The 20481-nt window shown below is 39.0% G+C and carries 21 protein-coding genes, 1 tRNA gene and 1 pseudogene; 10 read left to right on the top strand and 13 right to left on the bottom strand.

Going from position 1 to position 20481, the window contains the following annotated elements; all coding sequences use genetic code 11:
- Positions 1–231: 231 nt before the first annotated feature.
- Positions 232–1227 (bottom strand): multicopper oxidase domain-containing protein, encoded by a 996-nt coding sequence (locus FD725_RS16285; protein WP_179049096.1) that lies wholly within the window; start codon positions 1225–1227, stop codon positions 232–234.
- 523 nt (positions 1228–1750) lie between these two features.
- Between FD725_RS16285 and FD725_RS16280 the strand changes: the two genes are divergently transcribed.
- The 3 genes and pseudogenes from FD725_RS16280 to FD725_RS32535 all read left to right on the top strand — a co-directional run.
- Positions 1751–1942 carry a CbtB-domain containing protein gene (locus tag FD725_RS16280; RefSeq protein WP_179049095.1) on the top strand — a complete coding sequence of 64 codons (192 nt, stop codon included), beginning with the start codon at positions 1751–1753 and terminating at the stop codon, positions 1940–1942.
- A gap of 220 nt (positions 1943–2162) precedes the next feature.
- Entirely contained in the window at positions 2163–3329 is a 1167-nt protein-coding gene (locus FD725_RS16275) for a hypothetical protein (protein WP_179049094.1), read from the top strand.
- Between the two features lies 1 nt (position 3330).
- Positions 3331–3432 (top strand): annotated as a pseudogene (locus FD725_RS32535) (ABC transporter ATP-binding protein); the annotation flags it as partial.
- A 91-nt stretch (positions 3433–3523) separates the two neighbouring features.
- Here the strand turns inward: FD725_RS32535 and FD725_RS16270 are convergent.
- From FD725_RS16270 to FD725_RS16260, 4 genes are read right to left on the bottom strand one after another with little or no spacing between them, the layout of a single operon-like run.
- Positions 3524–4972 (bottom strand): SAM-dependent methyltransferase, encoded by a 1449-nt coding sequence (locus FD725_RS16270; RefSeq protein WP_179049093.1) that lies wholly within the window; start codon positions 4970–4972, stop codon positions 3524–3526.
- A complete protein-coding gene (locus FD725_RS16265; protein ID WP_179049092.1) occupies positions 4969–5631 on the bottom strand; it encodes a restriction endonuclease in 663 nt (220 codons plus the stop codon). The genes FD725_RS16270 and FD725_RS16265 overlap by 4 nt, the downstream gene beginning before the upstream one ends.
- Positions 5632–5660: 29 nt before the next feature.
- Positions 5661–5783: a hypothetical protein gene (locus tag FD725_RS32530; RefSeq protein WP_256871631.1), complete on the bottom strand. Its 123-nt coding sequence runs from the start codon at positions 5781–5783 to the stop codon at positions 5661–5663.
- Positions 5784–5790: 7 nt separating this feature from the next.
- Positions 5791–6501, bottom strand: a complete 711-nt coding sequence (locus tag FD725_RS16260) for a rhomboid family intramembrane serine protease (RefSeq protein ID WP_179049091.1) — start codon at positions 6499–6501, stop codon at positions 5791–5793.
- A gap of 177 nt (positions 6502–6678) precedes the next feature.
- Between FD725_RS16260 and FD725_RS16255 the strand changes: the two genes are divergently transcribed.
- From FD725_RS16255 to FD725_RS16240, 4 genes are all read left to right on the top strand, one after another.
- The gene (locus tag FD725_RS16255) at positions 6679–8802 is read left to right on the top strand and encodes a serine/threonine-protein kinase (protein WP_179049090.1); all 2124 of its coding nucleotides are present in this window, start codon (positions 6679–6681) and stop codon (positions 8800–8802) included.
- Between the two features lie 134 nt (positions 8803–8936).
- Positions 8937–9419: a peptidoglycan-binding protein gene (locus FD725_RS16250; RefSeq protein ID WP_179049089.1), complete on the top strand. Its 483-nt coding sequence runs from the start codon at positions 8937–8939 to the stop codon at positions 9417–9419.
- 132 nt (positions 9420–9551) lie between these two features.
- Positions 9552–11021, top strand: a complete 1470-nt coding sequence (locus FD725_RS16245) for an aldehyde dehydrogenase family protein (protein WP_179049088.1) — start codon at positions 9552–9554, stop codon at positions 11019–11021.
- 79 nt (positions 11022–11100) lie between these two features.
- Entirely contained in the window at positions 11101–11730 is a 630-nt protein-coding gene (locus FD725_RS16240; RefSeq protein WP_179049087.1) for a Uma2 family endonuclease, read from the top strand.
- A 4-nt stretch (positions 11731–11734) separates the two neighbouring features.
- Here the strand turns inward: FD725_RS16240 and mazG are convergent, their stop codons facing one another.
- Both mazG and FD725_RS16230 read right to left on the bottom strand, forming a co-directional pair.
- Positions 11735–12562: a nucleoside triphosphate pyrophosphohydrolase gene (gene mazG, locus FD725_RS16235; protein WP_179049086.1), complete on the bottom strand. Its 828-nt coding sequence runs from the start codon at positions 12560–12562 to the stop codon at positions 11735–11737.
- A gap of 28 nt (positions 12563–12590) precedes the next feature.
- Positions 12591–13184, bottom strand: coding sequence for a metal-binding protein (locus FD725_RS16230; RefSeq protein ID WP_179049085.1), 594 nt, complete (start codon positions 13182–13184; stop codon positions 12591–12593).
- A gap of 83 nt (positions 13185–13267) precedes the next feature.
- Here FD725_RS16230 and FD725_RS16225 point away from each other — a divergent pair.
- A tRNA-Val gene (locus tag FD725_RS16225) sits at positions 13268–13340 on the top strand.
- 211 nt (positions 13341–13551) lie between these two features.
- On the top strand, positions 13552–14013 hold the full coding sequence (locus FD725_RS16220) for a DUF29 domain-containing protein (protein WP_179049084.1): 462 nt from the start codon (positions 13552–13554) through the stop codon (positions 14011–14013).
- 46 nt (positions 14014–14059) lie between these two features.
- Here FD725_RS16220 and FD725_RS16215 read toward each other — a convergent pair whose 3' ends face one another.
- The 5 genes from FD725_RS16215 to FD725_RS16195 all read right to left on the bottom strand — a co-directional run bounded on the left by FD725_RS16215 (position 14060) and on the right by FD725_RS16195 (position 17824).
- On the bottom strand, positions 14060–14668 hold the full coding sequence (locus FD725_RS16215) for a hypothetical protein (protein ID WP_179049083.1): 609 nt from the start codon (positions 14666–14668) through the stop codon (positions 14060–14062).
- 242 nt (positions 14669–14910) lie between these two features.
- On the bottom strand, positions 14911–15195 hold the full coding sequence (locus FD725_RS16210; protein WP_179049082.1) for an SH3 domain-containing protein: 285 nt from the start codon (positions 15193–15195) through the stop codon (positions 14911–14913).
- Positions 15196–15449: 254 nt separating this feature from the next.
- Positions 15450–15722: a XisI protein gene (locus tag FD725_RS16205; RefSeq protein ID WP_372726737.1), complete on the bottom strand. Its 273-nt coding sequence runs from the start codon at positions 15720–15722 to the stop codon at positions 15450–15452.
- Positions 15723–16013: 291 nt separating this feature from the next.
- Positions 16014–16463, bottom strand: a complete 450-nt coding sequence (locus FD725_RS16200) for an NUDIX hydrolase (RefSeq protein WP_179049080.1) — start codon at positions 16461–16463, stop codon at positions 16014–16016.
- 134 nt (positions 16464–16597) lie between these two features.
- A complete protein-coding gene (locus tag FD725_RS16195; protein ID WP_179049079.1) occupies positions 16598–17824 on the bottom strand; it encodes a TetR/AcrR family transcriptional regulator in 1227 nt (408 codons plus the stop codon).
- 88 nt (positions 17825–17912) lie between these two features.
- Here FD725_RS16195 and FD725_RS16190 point away from each other — a divergent pair, with 88 nt between their 5' ends.
- The gene (locus FD725_RS16190) at positions 17913–18746 is read left to right on the top strand and encodes a fatty acid desaturase (RefSeq protein ID WP_179049078.1); all 834 of its coding nucleotides are present in this window, start codon (positions 17913–17915) and stop codon (positions 18744–18746) included.
- A 236-nt stretch (positions 18747–18982) separates the two neighbouring features.
- On the opposite strand, the gene FD725_RS16185 is transcribed toward FD725_RS16190, so the two are convergent.
- Positions 18983–20335, bottom strand: coding sequence for a pentapeptide repeat-containing protein (locus tag FD725_RS16185; RefSeq protein WP_179049077.1), 1353 nt, complete (start codon positions 20333–20335; stop codon positions 18983–18985).
- Positions 20336–20481 lie beyond the last annotated feature (146 nt).

The raw sequence follows: 20481 nt of genomic DNA, 5'->3' as shown, positions 1-20481 counted from the left end.
TTATTTGTCTAAATCAATTGCCTTGATGATTTAAGTCATAAGCATAATAACTACCTAATCAAAGGTCAAGGAAGTTTACAAAAATTTTATACTTAATAGTAAATTATAAACTTTACTAAATCAGAAATTATTGTAGGGATATTTGGTAATAGATAAAAACTCAGTTGATGATTTGATAATTCTGCCAATTCGGCACATGATTAGTTGAGTTTTCGAGTAGAATCAAAAATTTTATCCACTCACAACTTCAAATTGTCCCATGCAACCATTTTCAGCGATCGCATCTTGATGAGGATGAAACATATACTTACCTGGATAGCGAAAAGCAAACTCTAGGATATGTCTTTCTGCTATCCCCATTGTAATGACATCGGTTTTCTCGCTAGCCTGCATACTCATGCCATAACGATAGACATCAAAGAAATTGGCATGAAGGTGAAATGTTACCGCCGGATCATACTCAATAATGTTGAGAACATATAGCCGAATCAATTGATTTTGGTAAATCTGAATCGGATGGTGCATATAGTGATGCGGCAAGCCGTTAAAAGCATAGTAGTCATTGTGGCTATTATCGTCTATGTCATACCCACCCATGACCAAAACTATCTCATCCGCCGGGGGACGGGGTGTCGGCGGATCGATAATAAACATTCCATACAAACCTTTGGCGATATGACGAGTCACAGGTTCAATATGGCAGTGATATAAATGAACACCGTAAGGTTCAGCATCAAATTCATAAATTGTGGCGCTACCATTACTCACAGGACGTACACCATCCATCTCTGCTGGATGGACACCGTGAAAATGTAGCGAATGGGAATGTCCAGCTTGATTATGAAATAATACCCGGATGCGATCGCCCTGTTTCGCCCTGAGTGTCGGCCCCGGTATGCGACCATTCAAATCCCAAATATTATAAGCAACAGCAGTATTAAGCTGAATAACAGAAGTCCCGGCAGTTAATTCAAATTCTCGAATTGTCCGACCATTTTCTAGTTTTACAGTCCCATAATCAAATTCTCTCAGCATCTTCATGGGATTAGCAACCTGATCAGTTGCATCTATTCCCATCGATGGTACTTTGACAATTGACTTACTGTGTCCATTCAAGGTTTGCCACAAAATTGCCGCACCCACCACACCAGCACTACCTAATCCCAGTTTCAACAATTGGCGACGACTGAAAAATTCTTTTGTATCTAGAGTAAAGTTATTGGGCATGAAATCCTGCCACTGCACCAAAATTGGATTTGCCAACTATTGGCAATTACAGTCATGTATCCTACAAGAGTTAGGAATTATTGTCAATAAGCATTTTAACCTGGGTTTTGGAGATCCATACTGGGTTTCCTCACATCAATCCAATATCATTATCTACATTGAGTTTGTTAAGATCCATCTTGGGTTGCGCTCCACCCAACCTACTAATGAACTTTAACTTTGCCATAGCACTACTAACTGTGTCATTGCTGTGTTATTTGTGTGTATTTTCTGTGTCGCTTCAGTCAGGGAAGAAGCTATTAGTTAAAATAAAAATTTTGAGCATATTTTTGGCTTATATATTATCTTTTAATAAGTATTTAGCCTTTGGTTGAAGATGATTTGATAGTATCTATATCAATGTCAAATATTGAATACATTTTATACACACTTGTCAAAAACAAAGTTTATCGTATATCTTTTTGCAATCAAGTGGCACAATGTCCTTGAACGAGTTACCCAAATTAATTACGAGAGGTCAACAATGACAACTTTATCCTCTAATTCAGTATTACGAAAGACCGCAGGTATTACCCTGTCTAAGCCTGTACAGGTAACACTTTATATGCTGCTATCTTCTTTAGTCATCTGGACTGTATTCTTTTCCACTTATCCCGCAGCCCACAGCACAACCCATTCACTACGTCACCATACTCTCGGTGTTGCTTGTCACTAATTGATAATATTCCCAGAATTTTGAGGTACAGTGTGCTTTGTTGGCTCAGACATCTGACAAAATCATTGAGATAAAATAGCGTTAACTTCGTCCAAACAATTTTGCTGGGAATAATTTTAGGTAATGTAGAGATTTTTTATTTCCTATCTCTACACTACCTGAACTTAATTCGTATTTCAGCAATTAACGACATTAAATCAAAGTAACTCTTGAATATTTTATGAAAAAATCTCACCTATTTAGAGTAATTGTTACTGTTGGCATTGTTTTGTCCATTGTTTACTCATTGGTAGGTTCTGCCCAAACTCCTGTATCTAGAGTCCAACTCTCTACTAATCCACCTATAGAAAAGATTCTACCTTTTGAAGCCGAAGCTGCAAAACCTCAGTCGCCTGTGACAATCACCCTGCAAGCTGTTGACGCTAGTGGTAATCCATTAAAAAATTCCTTAATTAATCTAGATATTTTGACTCCACGATCTAATTTTTGGCTAACAACTGATTTTCCCATTGTTGAGGGAACAAAATTGCTGCAAATGAGTGCCAATGCACCTGATGGTAAGTTAGAAATTCAGCAGATATTACCGATTCGGGGAAAATATCAACTCAAGGTGAATGTGTCACCTCTCGTAGCTAATGCTTTTACGCCCTACGAACAAATATTAAATATTGATGTCCCGGAAAATTCTATTAAATATAAATATTTTGCTGTTGTGGCAGCTATTTTATTATCAATGGGATTGTTGGGTGGCTGGGTAATTGGTGGACAAGAAGAATTGCGTCAAGGAGAAATTGCACCGCAGTCAGTCCGTCTATTATTAAGTGCGTTGACAGTAGTTGCCATATTCACTTTGTTGTTTATCAATATTAGTGCAGAAGTAGCAGAAGCTCATAGTGGACACTCCAGCAATCAAGAAGCAATAATTGCACCTTCTACTCAACAAGCTCAAGGTTTAGAAATCCGTTTAGATGGAGATAAAAATGCGACGGTAGGCAAACTAGCGAATTTTGCTGTTCAGGTGAAAGATACTCAAACTGGGCAACCCATTAAAGATGTAGCTTTACAAGTACAAGCGATCGCACTAGAACATGATTTAACAATCTTTACTTACAAAGGTATAACAAATCAAGCAGGCCAGTTAACATGGCAAGAGCAATTTTTTGATGGTTCACTTCATAAAATTGAGGTAGCAGTAAATCCTCTACCAGGATCTAACCAGCAAGTTACCCCATTAAAAGCAGCGCAAAAAGTTGAAGTTACAGGTATTGCACCACCAATGTATACCCGCATCATTAGCCTATTTTACTTTACTGCTCTTGTCGGTATTGGTATGGCAATAGGATTATTTATCCAACACCGCCAAAATCCCAAATTGAGAGCTAATTAATCAAGCCTATACTAATCGTTCAGCTCACGAACTTTCCGGTGGACAAAGACGGCTAGCAGCTTTAGCCGCCATTTTGGCACTAGAACCGACAATTTTAATCCTAAAACCAGTTGGGTTTGCCATTAGATTGGTAAAGTTTTAATGGTTTGTGTCATCAAGCAAAATAACGAGTAGGGGCGTACATCTGTACATCTCTATACACCTAATTCACTTTTTATAAGCGCTTTCTCTATATTTAAACTGTTCAAAATGCTGGTTTTAATTGGGCGTTTTTCGTCCCAAAATATCAGAGAAGAGTAGAAGTCAGTTACTAATGTCGAAGTTAAAAGTGTAAATACTTGATTAGCAACTTTCTCATCCTCAAAAGCCAGGAAATAGACAGTATCATCAAAAACAGTAGGTTTATTATTTATCACTCTAATGAGTCGAAAGCTGAGTTTTTTATATAGTCCACAAATTGCTATTTTCCAAGGTGAAAATGTATAATTACCGACTCCAAAAATAGAAAACCGGGGATTATTTTGATATATTTTACTTTTTCTAGCATCTAAATATTTTGCATGAGACTCTAGATAATTCCAGGTTTTAGGTGCTAAATATTTGATATGGTCAGTTGATTCGCCAATGAACTTTTGAGTTACTACAACATATCGATTGGTAGATTCTATTCGACCTTGAGCAATATCAGAACCTTTAATTAAAGGGAAAATAAACGTTTCTTCGATATTAACATTTTCTCCTAATCCATTTATATAAATATCATCAACTTTACGTAGTTCCATCACACTTGAGCAATCATGTTTAATACCAGAACGCCACTTTTTTTGTGATTTGCTATCATACAAGTCTTTTAATTTTTCAAAAGTCATTATGTCTTTAACAAGAATACTATCTTGATAACTTATTCGATAACAATTATTATCTTCAAGATCATTGAATACATCACAGAAATAATTTTTGTATTTTGAGCCAAATTTACAAAATAGTAGGCAAGCATCAACATCTGCACCAAAATATTTCTTTGCATCTATTTTATATGTTGCAAAGTATTCAAGATAAAACTTTTGAGAATGAATATAATTTAATAGTTTTCTGGCAACAGAAGTTTTGCATAGCATTGCCAGATAGGACTTACGCTTTTGCAAACATTTAATCATTTGCATCAACATCCATTCTGAAATATCAAAATTACTCTTTCCTGTAATTGCATCTAAAGCAGTGTGATTTTGAAAATTAGTTTTTTGAGGTAAGTTTATACCAGCGATTACTCCTTGCTGTGAGTTAGTTACCCAAGGGAAGTTACCTATTACTAATATATTCCCCTCAAGTTCTCTTATTAATGAAAACCAATCAAACTGAAAAAAATCTTCTTGCTTAAGTTGAATTCTATTTTCATTTGATAAACAGTATTCATTTTTGATTTTTCTTATATAGTTGGGATTGATTTCCATCCCAATAATCTTGTTCGTAGATTTAAATGACTGTGCAGAAGCTTTAATAAAGTTACCTACACCGCAGGTTGGCTCAATAATCACATCAGGGCTAATGCCGAGTTTAACTAGCTTTTGGCAAATCTTTTGAGCTAACTCTATTGGAGTTTGAAAATCTCCATATTCTACTTTTAACTTTAAAGACTGAGTCATAAATTCGACCTATAAACAACAATTATACCATCTTCTTGTCCAGCACGATCAATAACTCTTCCATACTGCAACCTCCACTGCAAAGCATTAGAAATAGTTAAAAATCCCTGAATCGGTGGATTTATTAGTATCTCATCTGCAATATTTCCTGCTTCAATTTCATCAACAGGCAAATTTCTATCCAGGATGAATGCAATTAGATCATCTTTGTTTCCTTCATTTTCCAAAATATTACTGATTCCACGAGTCATTTGAAAATCTGCTGTTCTTTCCGCACTCACATAAATTGTATGTAAAATATTTAAAGTTGCTGTTCGATTTTCACTATTGTCTGTTTTGTCATAAACAAAAATAATGAGCGAGTAGCCAAGACCAAAAATCTTTTGTCGTGCAGATTTGAAAGGACATGACGACTGTGGTTGTTTGATACTTGTCACTTTTACGTCAACCAATAACCCTGGAAAATCTATTCCACTTGCTGAATTGCCTTCCAGAAACTCATATTTCCTTTTCAGATAAAGCTTAAATTTTTGCTCTAAGTAGGTTCCCACTGCTTTACCATCTGTAACACCATAAAGCAAGGGTTCTGGGTATTGAGACTCGACTGTTGAAAATATCGCCGCTTCAGAGCATAGCGTTTTTACTGTTAGGCTGGACATGAATGAAAATAAAAATTATGCTAAATATCTTAGCCTAAGTTGACAATATCTTTGCAGTGTAAAGGTGAGATGACCATGAGATAAGCGATCGCTACTCTTGTAGCGACAAAATTCAAAATAAATACAGCATGAACACTTAGTTGATTTGACATAGATTGTTTATTTATCTAGTGCTGTATTACGTCGCATATAAGCTGCACCAATCATCATACCTATTAGCTGCATCCAATAAGCTAGACTTGGTTGGTTAACACCCAACGGGGGAATATTTAAACTGCCAATGCCATAAAATAACTGTTGAATATACCACCAAAATAAATAAAAATAAGCTGGTACTGTGATGGGAATGTAGACAATAATTAATGGTAGTATAGAGTCTATTTTGACTTTAGTAAACTTGGTAATATACGCACCTAAAACTGCGGCGATCGCTCCATTTGCCCCAATTAAAGGTATAGTCAAACTTGGCTCTGAGATAATTTGCCCCAGTTCCGTCAAAACACCAGCAATCAGATAAAATCCTAAATAGCGTCTATGCCCTAAAATATTCTCTATAGCCCTACCAAATACCCATAAAAATAGTAAATTACCCAATATTTGACTAAAACTACCATGTAGAAATAAGGCAGACAAGAACGAAAGCAAACGTCCAAATACCACCACCCAAGCAGCAGGATTGATAAAAACTGCGTTGTGAATTGCTGTAGTAAACTGGAACGGAACCACACCCCAAGTGTTGATAAAATAACCTAATTCATCACTCAGTTCCAGTTTGATTTCCCATAAAAATACGATAATATTAATACCAATTAACCAGTAATTAATAATCGGTCGCCGCCGCAAACGTAGGTTATCACTAATAGGAATCATGGGATTTGGTCAATAGTCAATGGTCAATAGTCAATGGTCAATGGTCAATAGTCAATAGTCATTAGTCATTAGTCATTATTCACTCCTCAGCACTCCCTCACTCCCTCACTCAGCACTAACCACTTAACCTGTGGCAAGATTGGAACAGATCATGATGCACTGAACTAGGTAAACTAGATGCTGGGAAACACACTTGTTGGAAGATACCAAATTATTAGCCACTTGGGAGGTGGGGGATTTGGTGAAACTTTTGTGGCTTGTGATACTCATTTGCCTGGATTACCTAAGTGTGTTGTGAAAAAACTCCAACCCCCAGCTAATGATTCTCGGACTTTAGAGATAGCTAGGCGATTATTTGATACGGAAGCGCAAGTTTTGTATAAGTTGGGAAGGTGCGATCGCATTCCCCAGCTTTTAGCTTATTTTGAAGAAAATGCTGAGTTTTATTTAGTACAAGAATTTATCTCTGGTCATGATCTGAGTCAAGAATTAACACCAGGAAAAACTTTTACTCAGGATGAAGTCAGTATACTATTGCAAGAAATTCTTGCCATTCTAGAATTTGTCCATCAGCAAAATGTGATTCACCGTGATGTTAATCCGCGAAATTTGCTCAGGCGACAAGATGGCAATTTGATTTTAATTGACTTTGGAGCAGTTAAACAAATTACAACGCAACTGATTACGCCCACCAGTGAAAATAAATCGACTGTGGTAATTGGTACTCCTGGCTATATACCGGGAGAACAAGCACAAGGAAACCCCAAATTTAGTAGCGATATCTATGCGGTGGGGATTATTGCTATTCAAGCTCTCACAGGTTTATCAACTCATCAACTAGAATATGATGACGATACGAATGAGATTATCTGGCACAATCATGCAGCAGTTTCACCAGAATTTGCTAAATTGATTGACAAAATGGTTTGTTATGATTTTCGAGAACGTTACCAGTCAGCAACGGCTGCATTACAAGCACTTAAAGCCATCACAGAACCAGCACCTGATACTCTAGCTATCATTCCTACTCTCCCACCTGGAAAAATTAGCTTTCCTCAAATTAAAAAAGGCATATTACTCAAGTTTTTATTAGCAATATTATTAATTAGTGCAACTGGTGTAACATCAATTTTTATTGTGAATAGTATTAATACTAATAATGCGACAGAATTAACTAAACAAGGGAATATACTTTTTGAACTACAACGTTATCCAGATGCTCTAGCTATTTATCAAAAGGCTGTTACTATTAGACCAGATTATGCCCAAGGTTGGCATGGTAAAGCTAAAACTCTTGGGGAATTAAAGCAATATCAAAAAGCACTTATAGCTTATGACAAAACTATTCAACTCCAACCAAATTATGTAGAAGCTTGGAGTGGACGCGGTTTTACTCTACAAAGTTTACAGCGATATGCAGAGGCGATCGCTTCTTTTGATAAAGCCTTAAAACTGAATAATAACTACCCAGAAGTCTGGAATGCTAGAGCAGTAGCTTTCAGCAACTTAAAGCAATATGATCAAGCTTTAAAATCTTATGAAAAAGCTCTGGAGTTTCAACCAGATGCTTATGAAATTTGGTATAGTAAAGGGCTAGTTTTACAAAATCTTCAAGAATACGAAAAAGCTATTGACGCTTACAACAAAGCTCTAGAAATTAAATCTGATTATGCGCCGGCTTGGTATAACTTGGGCAATGCCAAAGTCAAGCTGAACCGCTATGAAGATGCCTTTCAAGCTTATGATAAAGCGGTACAATATAAGTCAACTTTTACAGCAGCATGGTTATCAAGAGGTAACGTTCTGATTATATTAAAACGTTATCCTGAAGCGATTGAGTCATTTAAAAAAGTCATTCAAATAAATCCCAATAGTTATCAAGCATGGTATGGGCAAGGCTGGTCACAACATCAAAGCCAACGCTATGTAGAAGCAATAGCAGCTTATAAAAAAGCAGCACAAATCAAACCAAATAATTATCAAGTCTGGTATAATTTGGGTAATTCTCAATATATCTTACAGGAATATCAAGCAGCGATCGCCTCCTACGATCAGGCAACCCGTTACAAACCAAGTCATTACGAAAGTTGGTACAGTAAAGGCAATGCCCTATTAAATTTACAGCAGTATCAAGAAGCGATCGCTGCTTACGAACAAGCTATTAAATATAAGTCAGATTATCATCAAGCAATTAATGCTCGTGACGAAGCACAACGTCAATTAGAAGCCGCAACACCAAAGCCTGTAACTATACCAATCATGCCTGATCCTGAATTTAACAGTCCCCCACAGGAAAATTAAATCTATTCAGAGGCCTTCCTACTATTGGGTGAACCAATTGGGTAGTCAAAAAGTACTGGAATTGGGTGAGGTCTACTGTCATCTAGATATTTACTTTGTAGATATCTATTAAGTAATCAGCTTGAGTATCAAGCATGACGAGCATGACTAATTCCATTAACAATCATAATTACCACAATCAACCGATAATTAAACAAGGTAATACAGGTGAGATAGTCAAAGTCCTGCAAAAGCTTTTAAGAAATCACTGTTGTTATTCTGGAACTATTGATGGGGTTTGTAGTTCGGAAACTATTGGAGGTGTTATTTTATTTCAACACCGGGTTTTTCTACCAGAGAACGGTATTGTTGATGAGAAAACTTGGCAAGCCTTGTACAAAGGAGGAGCAGTTAATTTGCCTACTCTCCAAAATGGTAGCCAAGGCGAATTAGTCGTAGCCTTACAACAGAGATTATATATTGCTGGCTACTACACAGGATTAATTGACGGAGACTTTAGTTTACTGACACAAGCAGCAGTCAAATCTTTTCAATTTCGTCATAAATTAAAGGTGGATGGGATTGTTGGCGATCGCACTTGGTTTACTCTGAGTAACACACCTTTTTTCAGCAGTTAAAGGCTAATCATTATTACCAATTTATGTTAAGCAAAAACAAAGAATGTATAAAGAAATCAAGTTAACTGCTGTATTATACGAAACATAAATAGTAGGTTTAACAAAATATTTTCCTAATTTTAGGAGCGCCTGATGGTTACAGCAAAGGAACCAAAACAACAGGTTAAAATCGGCCCCACCAGACTGCTAATTAATAATGAATGGGTGGAAAGCGTTAGCGGTCGGAGATTTGAGACGATTAACCCAGCTACAGGTGAGATAATCTGTGAAGTAGCAGAAGCAGATGCGCCAGATGTGGACAAAGCCGTGCAAGTAGCCCGTGCGGCTTTTACCAGTGGAGAATGGTCGAAGATATCTGCCACCAAACGGGGAGAGTTACTTTACAAACTAGCAGATTTAATTGCTCAAAATATTGATGAGTTGGCACAGCTAGAAACCTTAGACAACGGTAAGCCGCTACAAGATTCCTTGAGTGATTTGGAATTAGTCATTGCTACTTACCGTTACTATGCAGGCTGGGCTGACAAAGTACAAGGTAAAACTATCCCTATCAACGGCCCTTATTTTTGCTACACTCGCCACGAACCCGTGGGTGTAGTTGGGCAGATTATCCCCTGGAATTTCCCCTTGTTAATGCAGGCATGGAAATTAGCCCCAGCTTTGGCAACTGGTAACACTGTTGTCATGAAAACAGCAGAACAAACGCCTTTATCAGCCTTACGAGTAGGAGAATTAATTGTCGAAGCAGGTTTTCCCCCTGGTGTGGTGAATATCTTATCAGGATACGGCCCCACAGCCGGGGCAGCTATCGCACGCCACATGGATATTGATAAAGTAGCGTTTACAGGTTCCACTGAAGTAGGGCATCTCATTATGGAAGCTGCTGCTAAAAGTAACCTCAAGCGCGTCACCCTCGAACTTGGTGGCAAAAGTCCTAACATTGTCTTTGCCGATGCCGATTTCGATCAAGCGATCGCCGGCGCTCACGATGCTATATTCTTTAATCAAGGTCAATGCTGCTGTGCTGGTTCGCGGCTATTTGTCGAAGAAAAGTGTTACGACGAATTTGTAGCTAAAACTGTAGAAAAAGCCAGAAACCGCATTGTGGGCAACCCCTTTGATCCCGATACCGAACAAGGGCCGCAAGTAGATCAAGAACAATTTAACAGAGTCATGAGCTACATTGAATCTGGAATGCGGGAAGGCGCACAGATGCTTTGTGGCGGTAATCGCGTGGGCGAACAAGGTTACTTTATTGCCCCGACAGTGTTTGCCGATGTCCGTGACGAAATGAAGATTGCCCAGGAGGAAATCTTCGGCCCGGTGATGAGTATCATCAAGTTTAAAGATATCGAAGAAGTGATTCAACGGGCAAACGCCACCATGTATGGACTTGCTGCCGCAGTTTGGACACAAGATATCACCAAAGCTCAGGCGATCGCTAACAATGTCCGAGCTGGTACAATCTGGGTTAATTGCTACGATGTCTTTGATGCAGCCGCCCCCTTTGGTGGGTTCAAGCAATCCGGTATTGGTCGAGAATTAGGTGAATATGGCTTACAACAGTACACAGAAATCAAGACTGTTACCATAAAGTTGTAAGTTGAGACGACTAAGGTGTGTCATTGGTGATATGCCTTAGTAGTCAAATGTTAATTGCTCACTGATTTTGCCAGGACTTATGCTGTTAACTGAACGTCGTGCTGATCGAGTGATTCTCTACAATATCAGTTGGCAACAATTGGAAAATCTATTAGTAGACTTAGGTGAAAATCGTGCAGCTAGGATAGCTTATGATGATGGCACGTTAGAGATTATGACACCATTACCAGAACACGAATATTACAAAGAACTAATGGGTGACATCATCAAAGATACGGCTGAAGTTTTAGAGCTAGATTATGAGTGTTATGGCTCAACTACTTGGAAAAGAGAACTACAAAAGGCTGGCATAGAATCTGATAATTGTTTTTATTTCCAAAATGAAGCCTTAATTAGAGGTAAACTTAAGTTTGATTTAAATCAAGACCCGCCACCAGACTTAGCTCTAGAAATTGATGTTACTAGTAAATCTTTAGATCGCTTTCCCATTTACGCCCGTCTAGGCATACCCGAAATTTGGTGCTATGACGCTGGAGAAATCAAAATTTACCAGTTGCAAGGTAAAGAATATATCCAACAAGAAAAAAGTTTAGTATTTCCTCATTTGAACATTCAAGAAATTCCATCACTTATCGAAAGATACCGCATGGCAGGAAGACGGGTTTTTCGACAAGCAATTAGAGAATGGGTAAAAGGACAAATAGGTTAACAGATTACTCTTGAGCAAGTTCAGCTTTAGCCTGTTGCCAGAGGGCTTCTAACTCATCCAAACTGTAATCTGTTAGGGGACGGTTTACTACTGCCTCCATTTTTTGCAACCGTTGGACAAACCGTTGATTAGTGCCTTGTAAACCTTCACTGGGGTCAAGATTATGCCAACGGGCTAACTGAATGATGGCAAAAAGTAAATCACCTAATTCTGCCTGTTGACGTTCTGGTGACTCTTGTGCAACTGCCTGTTGAAACTCTTGTAACTCCTCGTGGAACTTTGCCCACACCCCATCAATATTTTCCCACTCAAACCCTACCTCAGCCGCCTTTTGAGAAATCTTCATCGCTGCTGTTAGGGGAGGCAAAGTCCTGCTATAACGACTGAGTTTTGTACTCAGCTTTTGACTTTCTGCCGATGATTCACCTTTTTCCTGTGCCTTGATTTGTTCCCAATTTTGCCGCACCTCATCCGCATTTTCCACAGTTACATCACCAAACACATGGGGATGACGACGAATCAACTTTTGCGTAATACCTTTGGCAACTGCTTCTAGAGAAAATTGCCCATACTCACTCGCAATTTGCGCTTGCAATACCACCTGTAATAATAAATCTCCCAACTCCTCAGCGATCGCATCCTGCACCCCACTTTTAATCGCATCCACCACCTCATAAGCTTCCTCTATCACATAAGGTGTCAGACTTGCAGGAGTTTGTGCCAAATCCCAAGGACAACCCCCATCAGGCGATCGCAACTTTGCCACCACCTCAATCAACTCCTGCAACGCCGCCAAAGTCTCCATATTGTCTTGATTTTGACTCAATTCCATAACTCCGCGTGCCTCTGCGTTTTAGATATTACCTCTTTTCCTTCCCTCTCCCCCCCGTAGCCCGACGACTTTTCACCTGACGCTTCTTCATCCCACGAGGTAGCAAACCCTTGACCCCCTGCTTTTGCCACCGCTTATAAGCCGAACCTCCCCAATCGCTGAGAGAATGACTCATCGCCCCCAATTCCAACCCCAAAAACAAAGCCAAAAACTCAGTCCCATAACTTGAAAGCGATCGCCTAACACTACCCTCCAAATCTTGCCAAGTCACAGACACATTCCCTAGCTTATCAGCAACTGCCAAAATCACCATCGCCACAACAGCCAACCAACTCACCAAATAAACTACCCGCAATGTCGTGCCAATAATCGGCCCATGAGATAAAAAAGAACGATGGCGGAGACTTTTTTGATAAGGTAGCCAAATCCAACGCAAAAAGCCCCAGCGTTGATACTGACGCGAGTAAATATCCAAATCAGGGCCGAACATCAACCCACCAAACATAAACCCGCCTGCTACCAACAAAGTCACGTTACCAGAGCGAGTCTGCCAGAAAGACACACCAGCCACCAATGGCAACGCCCATAAAGTAATGCGATCGTGGGTTCGACCAGAGGGCATTTATCAGGTTCTCAAAAATTTTTTCTCAAAAATACTAGCGCAATTCAAAATCTTTTGCTATATTGATTGTTAGTGAAATTAACGGGCGGTTAGCTCAGTTGGTAGAGCGCCTGCCTTACAAGCAGGATGTCATCAGTTCGAGTCTGGTACTGCCCATTCAAAAAAGCCACCTGTATAGGTGGCTTTTGTGATAGAATCGTACTCTTAGCACCGTGATTTACAGTACAGTAGGGTGTGTAATCGCTTCAGCATAATGCACAGTTAGAGATTTTCGCTGCGTTAGAATCTATTTTAGATATGTAATGGGCATAGCCAAAGCAGGAATAAATTAGTTTCACTGTTTGGATTTTGGAGGTTGGAAAATTAGATGGCAGCGACTCAACCAACAGTTTTTAAAAACTTTCGTCTTTACGATCAAGATTTTTATATGTGGATAGAGACAACTGTTAAACAGTTAAAAGAAGGTAGATTTTCTGATGTTGATTTAGAAAATCTGATTGAAGAAATTGAAAGTATGGGGAGAAGTGAAAAAAGAGCTTTAGAAAGCAATTTAGTAATTGTATTAATGCACCTATTAAAATACAAATATCAACCAGAAAAACGTACTAATAGTTGGCTTTCTACTATCTTTGAACATCGACGTAGACTAAATAAAAATTTGCAAGATAGCCCAAGTTTGAAAAAGTACTTTGCTGAAAACTTTATCGAATGTTATCAGGATGCGCGTCAGTTAGCGGCTTTAGAAACTGGGTTAACCATTGATATTTTTCCAGTAGAGTCTTTTTGGACTGCGGAGGAATGTTTAAATCAAGAGTTTTTACCTGATTAGTTAAGTAATGATTATTCTCCACAGCGATGCTTCTGTCACATTTGTCTTAGGATTTTATTTTTAATTCACATTGTTGAAAAATATAATTCACCGCAGCAAATAATTTATCTAAATCTTGAATCACATACAAATTTTGATTTCGAGTAAATACATCATTAACTAATTTTCCAAACTGCCATATTTTTCCGTTAGAAACAATCCCGAAAACATCATTTTCAAAATCATTATTAATTCGCTGTACTGCGATCATTTCCGCTAAACACTGCCCCCAACCTTCTTCAAATTTATCTTGTTTAGCTTCAACAGTTAAAAAATAAGGTTTATCAAAAACAATTGTTGCCAGAGGATTTCGCTGTGCCACTGTATAATCTGGAACACCTGATAAATCTTCATCATAAGCTAATGTTTCATGACTCCAAAGTGTTAATTTACTTCGGTAAGATTTCCATACTTCTTTTAATACTGGATAGATCAGATTTTCACAAATAGCATCTTCAGAATTATCAATAACCCCATCGATAAATAGTAAATCTAGCTCCTCTTTGAAAGATTGTTGTACAGGAAAATTTATTTCTAACATGAAATTAGCCTGTATATATTTGATTTGAAATTTTTTAATTACTGCACTAATACTTTTATAATTACTAAATGCCATTTTAATTAATCTCCATTAAATTGGAGTTCAGTAGGTAATGACCTACAAATTACTTTTGCGATCAAGATATACTTCAGTTAAAGCTAAAAACTACAACTGGTGTAAGTTGGGTTGAAGAATGTAGGCGTAAGCCTTCTCGGAGAGTAACCTAACGTTATCAGGACTTTGTTGGGTTTCGCTGTCGCTCAACCCAACCTACTTTTCTACTTTTATGCTTAACTGAACCGTATTGCTTTATGTCGTTAGTGCTGATAACAACTAATAAACTCTCGAAACGCCCAACCCCAGACTCTACCTTCAAAGCCGACCTTAGCCCATAATCGGTTTTTCTCATCATGAACAATTTCATAAATATAAACTTCTGTGTCGTTCTTTATTGTGCCTATGATTTGTCCATTGGGTGATTTACGTAAGTTTAATAGAGTTCCGGTTGGGTCTGTAACTTTACAAACCGTTTGAGCTTTTGCAGGAAACGAAGTAAGCGTAGTAGCTAGAGCTAAGGTAATGACTATAAGTTGACTTTTCATAACTGCCTACAACTAGTTTAAGTCTAGTTTCTGTGATAAATGTATTTTTTTACATCAGTGATAGCTTGGGAATTTGTATAAGGAAATTGTGAATATGTGTTCGGTCGTTTGCATTATCAATAATTACCTGTGCTAGCCTAAAACTGGTTTACCACAATTCAGAAGATATCAGCAATTGCGATCGCTTGGTATTGGGCGGGAAAATGCAAGGCTTTAACCAGCATACCGAATCATAGCCCATGTCCTTTAATTCCTCAAGCTCCAAACCCGGTAAACTGACGTACATAGGGTTCGTGGAACGCCAAAATAATATCTTGTTTTGGTACTCCCATTTCCAGTAATCGATTGGCAATTCCTTCTTCTGTACCATCATGTTGAATCCATATTTTCCCATCTTTAATATCGAGATGTAGAATACAGCCAAAGTCGCGTTTATTTCCCCGCCAACCAACATAAAGTAATTGATAGTGGTCTTGCTGTTCGTCAAAAATTGTTTGCACCTCATACTCCTCAGCATTTCGTTGCATTGAAGCTCTCTTTTGACGTTCGCTAAGAAGATGTTGAATATACTGTCGATATTTTTCTACAGCCATTGACGAATAACCTCCTTTTGTACATCGTAAATTATTAACCGTAATTGATATTTTGCAACTGCCGATGTAATAAATTTTCGTTGTAACGCAAACGTCTAATATCAATTCAAAATTTAAAAAGCTACCAACGAAAATCAAATAGGAGTCCTATTATTTAACTATACTAAAAATTAATTTAGTTATATTTTTTGACCTTAATTAAGGTGTATCTCAGTCAGAATGAGATTATAAATTGGTATTATTAATAGATATGTTATAGGATAATTTAGTCTGGATAAATACTTTTAAAATACGTTTAATAGCATCTTTTTTAATCAATTTAATCGCTTGAGTCACATCCAACCATCGCCGATATCTTTTACTGGCTTCTGGATAATTATCAATTAACATATCAACTGGTAACAAATACATCTTCACTCGGTAAACTTTGCCTCGTTTCCGATATTTATAAGTACCAAGTTTATTCGCATCCACTTGTCCCAGTACTCCGGCTTCTTCCCATGCTTCTTTAGCGGCTGATGCAGGCGGACTCATACCTTTGACAACCCCGCCTTTAGGGATAACCCAATCTTGTCGATCGCGTGTGGTAATTAACAAGATTTCAATCCTGCCATTTCTCTGTCTGTAAGGAATAACCCCAGACTGATCTAATACTTTGTTTACCTTGCGTCTCATAAGCTAAGTTTATTTTATTGCAGAGTTTTCAGTGTATTTTTACCTTTGACTTGTGATTTTTGAATTGACCCTAAGATAGAGGTTAACAGGCGATCGCTCACAACAAAGTAACTAAGATCACTTTTATTTGTCATCTAACCCTTGGCATCTAGACGAGTTGCTTGCTCTAGAGCCGATTTTTCTCTAGCTCTATGGGCGTAAGGTTGTAATTGAGAGCGATCGCCACCTGTAAGTATACTCAAATTGTCTAGACTCATACCCCGCATCAACATTTCCACACGCCAAGTATGTTGAGCTTGCGAAATTTCTGGTATTTGTCCTTGGGGAGTCAATAATCCTTTAGTCCATGTTTGCCAATTTTCTAAAACCTCCGCTTCCGAGATTGGTTGAGCTGCTGTATTGAGAAACATAGCCAGATCAGCATCTTTCCGACTTTTCAACCATTTAATTAAAGGATTGTTGGTGTAGGAACCATAACGTTTACCCAAAATCCACTGATTTACAGGCACTTGCCGCACAAATCCTGGGGTTGTAATCTGAATAAAGTGACCATCAGTATCATAAATCTGTTGGTTGCGCTGTAAGTTAACTATTTCTGTGAGTGATAAACCCGCAGCAAATAATACATAAGCGATCGCATAATCTTGCACCCCTGATTTTCTGGCTTGACGGAGAATTTCATGGACTAAAACAGCAGGTAAATCGGCTACTTCTGGGGTAATAATACTTCTTTCGATGCGGCTTGTTGCTGATGTTGTAGCGGGTGACATCGCGCCTTGCAGAAATAATTCCACCAAATTTTCCAGAAAATCATCCCGACTTTCCCATAGTTGGTGAAATTCGCTAGTAAATTCGATGACAGCATAACCCAAAATCATCCCATTGAGTAAACTAGCTAATTTTTCTGCGGGTAGATAGGTGCTTAAATCTCCCTGTTGAATCACAGTTGCTAAATATTCAGCCACATAGCGGTTAGCCTCTGTCAATCCTCTTCCCAAAGCACGACGATTGTCTGTAGGAAATTGGTCAGCTTCACCCACCACAGACCTAACTAACTCTGGTATTCTTTCTAAAGCGTGTAAAGTGTCACTTGCATAATCTTTTAATGCTTGATAAACATTACCTGGGGGAGTTGCTCGTCGCACCAAAGACTCGCCTAAGTTTTTAAAAGCTGCCGATTCTTCTAACACAGCCAAAAGTAGCCCATGTTTATTCCCAAAATTGCGAAACAAGGTTACTTCATTCACTGTTGCTCTTTCGGCAATTTGCCGGGTTGTAGTGGCACTCACTCCTTGAGCTGTAAATAACTCCAATGCCGCTTGAATCAAGCGTTGACGAGTTGAGAGGGGTTGAGAGGTCATAAATAAAATGCAAGCGTTACTTGCACATCAGAAATAGAGATGTTAGCATACCAAGTGTAAGTGACACTTGCTTTGGTTTACAATTATTATGACTTCAAAACATCTAACACTCGCCTCTGAGGGGGAGAATTTACTGCGCCTCAGTTGGGTAAATGTAGTATTTTTTGCCACAATTCATATCTTAGCTTTATTGGCTCCTTGGTTTTTTTCCTGGTCTGCTTTGGGTTTGGTGTTATTTTTACACTGGTTATTTGGCAGTATTGGTATTTGTTTGGGGTATCACCGATTACTTAGCCATAAGAGTTTTCAAGTACCCAAATGGTTAGAATATGCGATCGCCATCATCGGCGCTTTAGCTCTTCAAGGAGGGCCTATTTTTTGGGTGGGTGGACACCGCCAGCATCACGCCCATACGGAAGATCCCAACTTAGATCCCTATTCTGCTCAACGCGGTTTTTGGTGGAGTCATATGTTGTGGATTTTCTACCCCCGCCCTGAGTTTTTTGACAATAAAATCTATCAAAAGTCTGCCCCTGATTTAGCTAGACAACCTTTCTATCGTTGGTTAGACCGCTACTTCTTACTATTGCAAATTCCTCTAGGGCTACTACTTTACGCTTGCGGCGGATGGTCTTTTGTGATTTACGGGATGTTTGTCAGAGCAGTATTACTCTGGCATTCCACGTGGTTTGTCAATTCTGCCACACATATGTGGGGTTATCGCACCTTTGCAGCCAATGATAACGCGCGTAATTTGTGGTGGGTTTCTCTCCTCACCTATGGCGAAGGTTGGCACAACAACCATCACACTTACCCCAATGTAGCCAAATCAGGCTTCCAGTGGTGGGAAATTGATGTGACTTGGTGGAGTATTAAAGCTTTGAAAACCTTGGGTTTAGCTAAGAGAGTAGTGAGTAAGTAATTGTCATTGGTCAATAGTCAATAGTCAATAGTCAATGGTCATTGGTCATTGGTCATTGGTCAATGGTCATTAGACATCTCCGAAAATGAATGTAGAGACGTTGCAGTGCAACGTCTCTACAAGGATTTCGGGCAACGCAGAATTAATTTCTGGAGATGTCTATTAGGCAATAGTTCTATACTCAGCACTCAGCACTCAGTACTCCCTCACTCAGCACTCAGCACTCCCTCACTCCCTCACCTTCCCAACTTATTAGGAATACCCTCACAACCGCCAGGGATTGTTTCTCTGGATTTTTCGCCACTCCAGGCGCAGCAGTAGTAACGGTTGGCTTCTGACATACGTTGTACATCGCTGAAATCGGCATTTTCGATGACAGCACCGGTGTGTTCGCCTGTATTGTAATCTGGTGGTTCGCTGCGACTGCGGGGTGAGGCTTTTTCTACGGAACCATAGAATAAGCGCACAGCATTGAGATCAGCACCGTTGATATTTGCATCGTAGAGGATGGTGCGAGAGAGGTTGGCTTTGACTAAATCACAACCACTGAGGTTAGCGCGGACAAGATTGGCTTCACTCAGGTCAGTCCAACGTAAATCTGTTTGGGAAAGGTCTGCACCTGCTAACATCACACCTAAATCTATAACGCGCACACCTTCCAGGCGATCTTCAGCGTAACCGCCCATACCATTGAGAATTGCTCTACCCAAACGGCGATCGCGTTTTAATGGTGTAAGTAACTTAGAACGGGAGAGAAAGCGGAGAATTTTGGCTTTACCACTACCATCAACACTACTAAAGATAGCTGCTGTGCGTCCTTCTGCGATCGCTCTTTCTTGCGGCCAGTCTTCGAGTAATCCTTCTTCATCTAATACTAAGTCAGAAATGCCTTGGAAGTAAGAATCAATTGTCTGTTGCTGAGTGATGATGTTTTGCTGAACAGTCAATAGGTTTTGCTGAATTGTCAAGTCTTTGGATATGACATATTGTCGCCACGCCACATAAACAGCAATGATGGCAATGAGAATCTGACCTAAAGCACCAAACCATTCTGCCAGAGTTCCAGAAGCTTCCCAGTTAATTTTACGTCCCCAGAGAAGTAGGCGATCGCCCACACCACTAAACCGCAAAAAGCCGATGAGTGATACAACCAATCCCACAAAAGCCACAAACAGAGTTCTATCCAAAGGTGAAAACCACTCTTCTATCACATATTGCAGCCAGGGTAACAGCATCACCAACGACAGCAACAATGTCACCAATGTGCCGATAGCACCAATTATCCAGTTATTCAGGAAAATTCCGCTAAAAGTGATGACTATGCCAATTACAGTAATTAGTAATGCCCTCGGCTTAACTATAATTGGAGGTTTCAGGCGTTGCTGAAAATTAGAATGGGCTTGCTTTAAAGCAGATTTGTTTTGCGGTGACTGTAACGACGAAATTGCCGCTAAAGCTTGTTGTGCGGCTAGTGCTTCCGAAGTTAAATGATTATCACCTGTACCACCGTCAAAGTCATCCGGTTGTAAGTCTTGTTCAGGTGTTGGTTCTGGGGTTGGTAGATTAGGAGAATTGGATTCAATTGTCATGTCTTCTATTTTGCCCCAGCAGACCTGGTTATATAAAGGTGGGGAAAAATTAATTTTAGAACATTGGTGACAAGTTAAAGCTGTAAGGCTGTTGTCAAAGGGATTTGAGACAATAAAGAATAAGTTTTCACGATTTGTACTGAGTT

The organism is Nostoc sp. TCL26-01, assembly GCF_013393945.1.
Taxonomy (GTDB): domain Bacteria; phylum Cyanobacteriota; class Cyanobacteriia; order Cyanobacteriales; family Nostocaceae; genus Trichormus.
Note: the sequence above shows the minus strand (reverse complement) of the source record. Positions and strands in the feature narration are given on the sequence as shown.

Excerpts from the sequence above, each read along its gene's own strand:
- FD725_RS16285 (WP_179049096.1), bottom strand. The coding sequence starts at position 1,227 with ATGCCCAATAACTTTACTCTAGATACAAAAGAATTTTTCAGTCGTCGC.
- FD725_RS16280 (WP_179049095.1), top strand. The coding sequence starts at position 1,751 with ATGACAACTTTATCCTCTAATTCAGTATTACGAAAGACCGCAGGTATT.
- FD725_RS16275 (WP_179049094.1), top strand. The coding sequence starts at position 2,163 with ATGAAAAAATCTCACCTATTTAGAGTAATTGTTACTGTTGGCATTGTT.
- FD725_RS16270 (WP_179049093.1), bottom strand. The coding sequence starts at position 4,972 with ATGACTCAGTCTTTAAAGTTAAAAGTAGAATATGGAGATTTTCAAACT.
- FD725_RS16265 (WP_179049092.1), bottom strand. The coding sequence starts at position 5,631 with ATGTCCAGCCTAACAGTAAAAACGCTATGCTCTGAAGCGGCGATATTT.
- FD725_RS32530 (WP_256871631.1), bottom strand. The coding sequence starts at position 5,783 with ATGTCAAATCAACTAAGTGTTCATGCTGTATTTATTTTGAATTTTGTC.
- FD725_RS16260 (WP_179049091.1), bottom strand. The coding sequence starts at position 6,501 with ATGATTCCTATTAGTGATAACCTACGTTTGCGGCGGCGACCGATTATT.
- FD725_RS16255 (WP_179049090.1), top strand. The coding sequence starts at position 6,679 with ATGCTGGGAAACACACTTGTTGGAAGATACCAAATTATTAGCCACTTG.
- FD725_RS16250 (WP_179049089.1), top strand. The coding sequence starts at position 8,937 with ATGACGAGCATGACTAATTCCATTAACAATCATAATTACCACAATCAA.
- FD725_RS16245 (WP_179049088.1), top strand. The coding sequence starts at position 9,552 with ATGGTTACAGCAAAGGAACCAAAACAACAGGTTAAAATCGGCCCCACC.
- FD725_RS16240 (WP_179049087.1), top strand. The coding sequence starts at position 11,101 with ATGCTGTTAACTGAACGTCGTGCTGATCGAGTGATTCTCTACAATATC.
- mazG (WP_179049086.1), bottom strand. The coding sequence starts at position 12,562 with ATGGAATTGAGTCAAAATCAAGACAATATGGAGACTTTGGCGGCGTTG.
- FD725_RS16230 (WP_179049085.1), bottom strand. The coding sequence starts at position 13,184 with ATGCCCTCTGGTCGAACCCACGATCGCATTACTTTATGGGCGTTGCCA.
- FD725_RS16220 (WP_179049084.1), top strand. The coding sequence starts at position 13,552 with ATGGCAGCGACTCAACCAACAGTTTTTAAAAACTTTCGTCTTTACGAT.
- FD725_RS16215 (WP_179049083.1), bottom strand. The coding sequence starts at position 14,668 with ATGGCATTTAGTAATTATAAAAGTATTAGTGCAGTAATTAAAAAATTT.
- FD725_RS16210 (WP_179049082.1), bottom strand. The coding sequence starts at position 15,195 with ATGAAAAGTCAACTTATAGTCATTACCTTAGCTCTAGCTACTACGCTT.
- FD725_RS16205 (WP_372726737.1), bottom strand. The coding sequence starts at position 15,722 with ATGCAACGAAATGCTGAGGAGTATGAGGTGCAAACAATTTTTGACGAA.
- FD725_RS16200 (WP_179049080.1), bottom strand. The coding sequence starts at position 16,463 with ATGAGACGCAAGGTAAACAAAGTATTAGATCAGTCTGGGGTTATTCCT.
- FD725_RS16195 (WP_179049079.1), bottom strand. The coding sequence starts at position 17,824 with ATGACCTCTCAACCCCTCTCAACTCGTCAACGCTTGATTCAAGCGGCA.
- FD725_RS16190 (WP_179049078.1), top strand. The coding sequence starts at position 17,913 with ATGACTTCAAAACATCTAACACTCGCCTCTGAGGGGGAGAATTTACTG.
- FD725_RS16185 (WP_179049077.1), bottom strand. The coding sequence starts at position 20,335 with ATGACAATTGAATCCAATTCTCCTAATCTACCAACCCCAGAACCAACA.